Genomic DNA, 8,816 nt, shown 5'->3' on the forward strand with positions numbered 1-8,816 from the left:
GTCAAAGTATGGGTCTGATAGGAAACCGCAATGTGCTCAGGGAAAGCATCTACCTGCGCTTCAAAGCGCTGATGAATACATTCAGTCACTGGGTAGGATTGCTTATCGGCGTTAAAGCCGGTTGTCACTTGCTCAATTTGACCTTGGCTGAGCAGCGCAACTTGGTCGATGGCCTGCCCATCATCCAGCAGCCAAGCTTGCAGCAAATTGCGCCAGCAGCGCAGATACTCTTCAATGCTTTCGCGGCGATACAGCGCGCTGGCAAAACGAATGTCGCCCTGAATTTGGTCTTGATGCCATCCCAAAGACAGAGACACATCAAATTGTACCGTGGTTTGCGCTTGTTCTAGCTCGACAAATTGGGCGCTGAGATCGCCCAATTGCAACTGACCTGCGCTGTTATCGTGCCAGGCAAACATCATCTGAAACAGCGGCGTATGGGCAAGCGAACGGTTCGGACTGAGCTTTTCCACCACTTGATCAAACGGCAGATCTTGATGGGTTTGCGCCTCGATATTTTGCGCTTTGATGCGCACCAAAAATTCACTCACCGAAGGCGAGCCACTGTGATCAATACGCAGCGCTAAGGTGTTGGCAAAAAAGCCGATCATGGCTTGAGTTTGAGGCAAAGTGCGGTTTGCGATCGGCGTGCCGATCACCACATCGCTCTGCCCTGAAAGACGCGCCACCAGCGATGACCACGCCGCGAGCATGACCATGTAATCGGTGACGCCGTGGCGCTGGCTAAACGCGCGCAATTGGGCTGAAAAGGCTTTATCAAAGTTGAGTTCGATACGCTCTGCAGCGTAGCTTTGTTTCTCCGGACGACTAAAATCGCATGGCAAACCCGACAACTCAGGCGCGCCAGCCAGCGCAGTTTGCCAATAGTCGCTTTGCGCCTTTGCCGCATCAGAGTTTAACCACTCACGCTGCCAGTGAGCATAGTCGGCGTATTGACAGCTAAGCGGCATCAGGGGCGATGGCGCGCCTTGTTGCTTGGCGTTATACAGCGCGCTAAGCTCTTCAAGCAGTATGCCGAGCGACCAACCATCGGCAATGGCATGGTGCAGACACAAAAACAGCACCTGCTGCTCGCCAAGTTCGATCAGTGCTGCGCGCACCAAACGCCCTTGCTCTAAGTCAAATGCGCGCTGCTTAAGGGTTTGCAGTTGAGCATTGAGCTGTTGCTCATTGGCGACCTCAAAATGCTCAAACGGCATACCGACGCTTGGCTTCGCGATCACTTGTTCTGGCTGCTCACCCCGTGCGGGAAAATGGGTTCGCAGCACTTCGTGGCGCTCAACAATGGCATTGAGGGCGAAAGTCAACGCATCAAGGTCAAGCTGGCCATGAATACGCACGGCACCACTGATGTGGTAGGCGGAACTCGAACTGGAGTCCAACTGCTCGATAAACCATAACCTTTGCTGTGAGAAAGACAGCGCCAGCGGCGAATCTCGCTCAATGGTGGTAATGGTATTGGGGGTTTTCTGGGTGCTGACGTTTTGAGTGACGGCGCGTTTTTGCATCATTTTCATTAATGCCGCCATCTTATTATCGTGTTGTGTTTTCATAATTTTTTATAAGGGGCCAAAGCCCCTTTTCACCTATTTTGATGATGATTTTTCTGCCAACTGAGCAAGCACTTGCTCGAGTTCTGACTCGTCGTATCCAGCGCTGAGCGCCATCGCTTTAAGCTCTTCGAGATCGATGTCTGCCATACTGCGCTCGACAATCAGTTCGGCCATCGCTGCCAGTTCCGGCGTTGCAAACAACTCACTGATTGCCAATTCAACGCCAAAGGCATCGCGAATGCGGGCGATAAGTTTGACCGCAAGTAACGAGTGACCGCCCAATTCAAAGAACTGGTCATAGCGCCCAACTTGCTCGATACCCAGCAAATCACTCCAAATTGCTGCCAAGCTTTGCTCAACATCGCCTTCTGGCGCTTGATAACGGCGAGTAAGAAACGCGTCGGCATCAGGTTTTGGCAAACCTTTACGATGGATTTTGCCGTTCTCGGTTAACGGCATCGCGTCAAGCTGAACATAGGCCACAGGCACCATGTACTGGGGAAGCTTGGCGCTTAACGCATCACGAATCAGTTCGCGCTCAGTATCGCCAACGAAATACGCCACTAACTGGGTATCTTCACCGTTAACGCTTTGCGCCATCACTACCGACTCTTCAATCCCTGAGCACGCTTTAAGCGCGACCTCGATTTCGCCAAGTTCGATGCGATAACCGCGGATCTTGACCTGATCGTCGTTACGACCGAGATACTCCAGAGTACCGTCTTCACGCCAGCGAGCTAAATCGCCGGTGCGATACATACGGCTGTGAGGATCGCTATCAAATGGACACGCAATAAACCGCTCTTTGGTCAACTCAGGCTGATTGAGATAGCCGCGCGCCACACCAAACCCGGCGACATAGAGCTCACCGACGGCGCCGCGTGGCACCAGATCGCCCGCTTCATCGAGCAGATAAATCTGGCTGTTGGCAACGCCGCGGCCGATGTGCAGCGTCGAGTCGTCAAATGACATTTCACCAGAGGTTGCCACCACAGTGGCCTCGGTTGGGCCGTAGTTATTGACTAAACGATACGGCGCGCTGCGATGTGGCATGCGGGTAAGTTTGTCACCGCCAACCAGCAGGGTTTGCAAACTGGCTGGATGCACGCCGCGAGCGAACGATAGCTCGGCAACCGGGGTCGACAAAAAGCCGACTTTAATGGGTTGCTCGGTCCACCACGCCAGCAACTGCTCTGGATCACGGCTGACCGCCAAACTTGGCAGCGTGAGATAGGCACCGGCGCACAGCGGCGGCCAGATTTCCCATACCGCAGCGTCAAAACCAAGCCCTGCCACACTCGATACACAGTCGCCCGCTTGAATATCAAACGCGTGATTGTGCCAAGTGACCAGATTCACCAAGTTGCGATGTTCCACCATCACGCCTTTTGGCTGCCCGGTTGAACCTGAGGTGTAGATAACGTAAGCCAATTGGTCGCTGGTTAAGCCACGGCAGTCCACATTCGCTGTGCTGCAATCGGCCCATAAATGGTGATCGCTGATGAGGTTGATATCGCGCACTGAGGCGTCAATCTCATCCATATCGATACTGCCGTCGGTGAGCAGCAGTTTAGGCGCGCTACTTTGCAGCATGTACGCCAAACGCTCGCTCGGATACGAAGGGTCAAGCGGCACATAACCGGCGCCCGCTTTCGACACCGCCAACATCGCAACAATCAAGCTTGGCGTGCGATCAAAGCCCAGCGCCACACACTGCTCTGGCCTAACCCCCTGCGCGACCAGCCAATGCGCCAACTGGTTGGCTCTGGCGTTAAGCTCGCCATAGCTCAGCTGTTGATGCTGTGAGATAACGGCTAGCGCATCAGGCCTTAGCGCGGCTTGCTGCTCGACTAATTGATGGACACTGATGTCACGGTCAACATCAAGCGCGGTTTGGTTAAACTGCTCAACCAATTGTGCGCGTGCCGGCGCTGACAACACGCTTAACTCAGTCGCTTTAACGCTTGAAGCTTCTGCTCGTTCTCCAGAACGATAATCTTCGATGTGATGACCTTCTGAAAGCAGCGTTGCAACGATATTTTCCAGTGCGGTCAACATCATGCTGGCAATGCGCTCTGTACCGACTTGCTGGTCAATTTGCAGATCCAGTGAGAAACGTTGGCCGCGATGATCGTTGACCGATAGCGTCAGCGGATAGTTGCTGCGCTCGGTGCGATACACCACTTCCATCTTCGCCATCGACGAGTTCGCCGCTTGATCGCTAAGTTGCTCGCTGCCACCGTCGTAGCGGTAGTTGAGCAAACTGCTAAACAGCGGTGTTGCGCTATCCAGCCCACTACACTGCTGCGCTAACGTCAGCGATGCGTGCTCGTGGTCCATCAAATTTGCCAACCCTTGGTGCGTGGCATTGAGCGCCTCACCCACGGTGAGATTCTGTAGTGATAACTTGAGCGGCAAAGTGTTCAGGAACATACCCAGCACGCGATCAGCGCCTTCACCAGCGGCCATTCGACCAAACAATACCGTGCCAAACACCACTTGTTGTGACTGAGTGGTTTTGCCCAGCACTAACGCCCAGGCGAGATGGAACACACTTGCAGCGCTCAAACCATGAGTGCGTGCCACGGCGCGTATTTGCTCGCCAAGTTTGGCGTCGATTGCCACATGTTGCTCGTCAATCACGCTGGTTTCGTCATAGTGCAACACCCCAAATGGCGCGCACGGTTCATCGACCGATGCCAGTTGCTCGCTAAAGTAATCTTGGTGCGCCGCCGAGTTGTGATTTAAACGACTGGTCGCCACAAAGTTACGAAACGGCAGTGGCGCCGCCAAGGTCTGTTCGCGCCCGTCAATATGGGCAAACACCTCTTCCACCGTCAGTTCCAAGGTGGTGTGGTCGCTGTTGAGGTGATGGTTTACCAAGCACAATAGCCAACGATTTTGCGCGCCATCATAGGTGTGATACGCCGCTGTCAGTGGCGCCCGGGTCACATCCAGACGTGCGTATTCACCATTCGCAAGCTGGGTCAACTGCTCAAGAACATTGTCCCCCTCAAGGCTAACTTGGCTGAGCGGCACTTTGGCCTCACGCCACACCACTTGCACTGGTTCATCCAATCCATCCCACGCCATTGACGTGCGGAGAATGTCATGACGCGCAACGACTTTTTGCAGCGCATCGACAAAGCTTTGCACTTGCGCCTGTGTATCAAACGCCAAAATAACTGGGCTGACATACGGGTCGCGATGCTCGGCCATGCGATGATGGAACAAAATCCCTTCTTGCAATGGCGCCAATGGATAGATGTCTTGAATGTTGGCCATGCCGCCTTCAACTTGGCTGGCAATGTGGTCGATCTGAGTTTGCGTCAGTTCGACCAACGGCAACATCTGCGGCGTAATTCGCTCGCAATTGCGTTCGATGTGATAGTTCGGTAACTGCCATGCATCCGCATTGCTTTGCTCGAGTTTGAGCGCCAACTCTTTAAGGCATGGCGTATCAAACAGCGCTTTGACCGCTAACTGATAACCGTGTTTGCGCAGACGCTCAATCAGTTGAATCGCCAGCAGCGAGTGACCGCCAAGTTCAAAGAAACTGTCATCGCGACCGACCATCTCGATGGACAACAACGTTTGCCAAATTCCAGCCAGCAGTTGCTCACGTTCACCCAGCGGCGCAACGAATTCACGGCGCACAAAGGCATCTTCAGCCGGTTCTGGTAAGGCTTTGCGATCCATTTTGCCGTTTGGCGTAAGTGGAATCTCATCCAGCTGCATTAAAGCGGCAGGCACCATGTACTCAGGCAAAGTACTTGCCATTTGCGCTTTTAACGCCTCAACATTGAGCGCCTGTTTGGCGGTGTAGTAACCCACTAAACGTTTGTCGGCTTGGCTGCCACGCGCAATCACCACGGCTTCAAGGACGCCATCGCACCCTTTCAGCGCCGAGGAAATCTCACCAAGTTCCATACGCTGACCGCGAATTTTCACTTGGTCATCATTACGCCCTTGATACTCGATTGTGCCATCGGCAAGCCAACGGCCAACGTCACCGGTTTTGTACATGGTGGCGTTCGCGTTTGAGACAAACGGGTCGGCAACAAAACGCTCTTGAGTGAGGTCGTCGCGCTGCCAATAACCGCGCGCCACTTGCACGCCGCCGATATAAATTTCACCCACCACGCCAACAGGCAGCGGTTGCTGCTGCTCATCCAGCACATACATGCGCGTATTGGCAACCGACTGACCAATCGACACTCGATTCCCGCGTAGCTCACGCGGGCAGTGCCATTGGGTCACATCCACCGCTGCTTCCGTTGGACCATACAAGTTATGCAGTTCAACGTGAGGTAGACCTTGATAAGTGCGACGAATGGTTTCAGCTGGCAGCGCTTCGCCACTACAGAACACCAGACGCAAACTTTGGCAATCGTGAGCGGCGATGTTTTCAAGGAAGATCTGCAGCATAGGCGGCACGAAGTGTAAAATGCTGACCTTTTGCGCCTCGATCACCTCACGCAGATATTGGGGATCTTTATGCCCTTCAGGGCGCGCCATCACCAAAGTGGCCCCAACCCATAGCGGGCAGAAGAACTCCCACACCGAGACATCAAAACTGAATGGCGTTTTTTGCAAAATCACATCATCAGAATTGAAGCCGTAGTCGAGCGCCATCCACATCAAACGGTTAACCACGCCGCGGTGCTCGTTCATCACTCCTTTTGGCAACCCCGTTGAGCCCGAGGTATAGATGATGTAAGCAAGGTGGCGCGAAGTGAGCCCAAGCTTGTCAATATCAAGATTGTCGCTTGGAGCATTGTGCCACTCTGGCATTTGGTCGAAATACGCCAGTTTCACTGTGCTCGCAACATCGCCTAAACGCGCCTTAAGCGTTTTCGTGGTGAGTAACACCGTCGGCGCACTGTCGCTTAACATATAGGCCAAACGGTCTTGCGGATAACTTGGATCCATTGGCACGTACGCGCCGCCCGCTTTAAGAATCGCGACCAGTGCCACCACCAATTCGCAGCTGCGCTCTAAGCAGACCGCCACACGGCTATCTGGACCAACGCCCTGCTCGACCAGCCAATGCGCCAACTGGTTGGCTTGCTGGTTAAGCGCTTGGTACGTCAAGCTTTGCTCGTCACTGACCACCGCAATCTTACCCGGCCATTTTTGCGCGGCCTGCTCGATGCGCTGATGAATACACATCTCTAAAGGATAATCGCGCACAGTGCGGTTAAAGCCTTCTAGCACCTGTTCGCGCTCTGTGTGTGAGACAATTCGCAGCGCCAATATCGACCCATCCGATTGGGCATTAAGCTGCTCGCTCAACCCTTGCAACGCATTGACCATCATTTGCGCCACACGCTGCGCGCCAATCGCTTGGCTAGCGTGCAGATCAAACGTGAACTCGCCGCCGAGATGGTCGTTGACATCAATGCTAAGTGGATAGTTGGTTTGCTCGGCGCTAAACACCAAATCAATACGATCGAGTGCACTTGCCGAGTCGCCATAACTTTGAGAATGGCTTCCTTGATATCGATTTCCTTGATATCGATTTCCCTGATATCGATAGTTCAGCATACTGGTAAACAGCGGCGCCGGAGATTCCACGCCACTGCATTTTTGCGCTTCAATCAGCGATGCGTGTTCGTAGTTCAACAGCTCCGCCAATGCGCTATGAGTTGAGCTAATCGCCTGCTCTGCAGACTGCTCAGTTAAGCTGACTCGTAGCGGCAAAGTATTTAGGAACATGCCCAAGGTTTTCGCAGAACCAGAGCTCATACGGCCAAACAGCACGGTGCCAAACACCACATCACTTTGTCCGGTCGCGGCGCGCAGCACCAAAGACCAAGCCAAATGGAACAGACTGGCAGCGCTAACGTTAAGGCGCTTAGCATGCTCGCGCAGGCTCTGAGCCACGGCGCTATCAATTTGAGTGGTGGTCACGTCGATTCGCGAGTTTGACTCATCCAGTGCCAGCACGCCAAACGGCGCGCACGGCTCATCGATATCCGCCAGTTGGGCGCAAAAATACGCATGATCACGAGCGCTATCTTGCTGCTGCGCGGTTTGCGCGACAAACTCGCGAAACGGTAGCGCTGGCGCAAGCATCTCAGTGTTGCCATCAATATGAGCAAACACCTCCTCAATCAGCAGTTCCAATGTGGTGTGGTCGTTGATCAAATGGTGCACCAACAAGCACAGCAACCAGCGCTGGTTCGCCTCGTCATACACGCGATAAGCATGAATAAGCGGCGCCTTGGTCAAGTCGATGCGCGTGGTGGCAGGATCAAAATGATTCGCCAGCTGATTCGCGACATCGTCACCGCTAAAATCGAGAGTCTGAATGCTAAGCGGCGCATTACGCCACACCACTTGCAGCGGCTGCTCTAGGCCTTGCCAAACCATGGCGGTGCGCAGAATGTCATGGCGCGTAATCACCGCTTGCAAGCCATCAACAAACTCATCCACCGCATCAGATTTATCGAACGCCACCATTAAGCGGGTCAGATAAGCATCGCCTTGCTGCTCAAGCAAATGATGGAACAAAATGCCCTGCTGCAGCGGCGCGAGAGGGTAAATGTCCTGAATATTGGCCGCACCACCATCAACTTGCCGGCAAATGGTGTCGATTTGGTCTTGATCAAGTTCAACCAAAGGCAACATATCTGGCGTAATATGGCGGCAATCCTCAGCAATCAAATTGGCCGGAGTGACATAAGTCGTCGCGGCATCAAGGCGCGTCATACATGGCGCAAGCGCTGCCAGATTCGCCTGATTGAACAGGAATTTCACCGCCAACTCATAACCATTTTGACGCAGCTGCTCAATAAGCTGCACCGCGAGTAGCGAGTGGCCGCCCAGTTCAAAGAAGTTATCCAAGCGCCCAACTTGAGACACGCCAAGCAGCTCGCTCCAAAGTTTCGCCAGCAGTTGCTCCGCATCGCCCTTAGGCGCTTGATACTCATGGCGCACCACGCCATCTGCACTGACTTTTGGCAGAGCGCGGCGGTCTAACTTGCCATTGCTGGTAAGCGGCAAAACGTCAAGCTGCATCCACGCGTGCGGCACCATATGACTTGGCAATTCAGCCACCAAATGGCTGCGCAGCGTTTCGCGCTCAACCTCGCCAACATAGTAGGCCACCAAACGTTGGTCTGAGGCCCCCGTTTCTGCCACGACCGCCGCGTCAGTAATGCCACTCACGCCGCGAATGCAGGCTTCAATTTCACCCAGTTCAATACGGAAACCGCGAATTTTGACCTGGTCATCATT

Annotated in this window: 2 protein-coding genes; both read right to left on the reverse strand. The window is 53.9% G+C overall.

The features are described from left to right. Positions 1-1,538 (reverse strand): condensation domain-containing protein (locus BLS03_RS24800; protein WP_245696819.1); only part of this gene is annotated, 1,538 nt, incomplete at its 3' end. 69 nt (positions 1,539-1,607) lie between these two features. After that, the coding region (locus BLS03_RS24805) for a non-ribosomal peptide synthetase (protein ID WP_143015697.1) at positions 1,608-8,816 on the reverse strand (7,209 nt) is incomplete at its 5' end.

The organism is Vibrio xiamenensis (assembly GCF_900100015.1).
Classification (GTDB): Bacteria; Pseudomonadota; Gammaproteobacteria; order Enterobacterales; family Vibrionaceae; genus Vibrio; species Vibrio xiamenensis.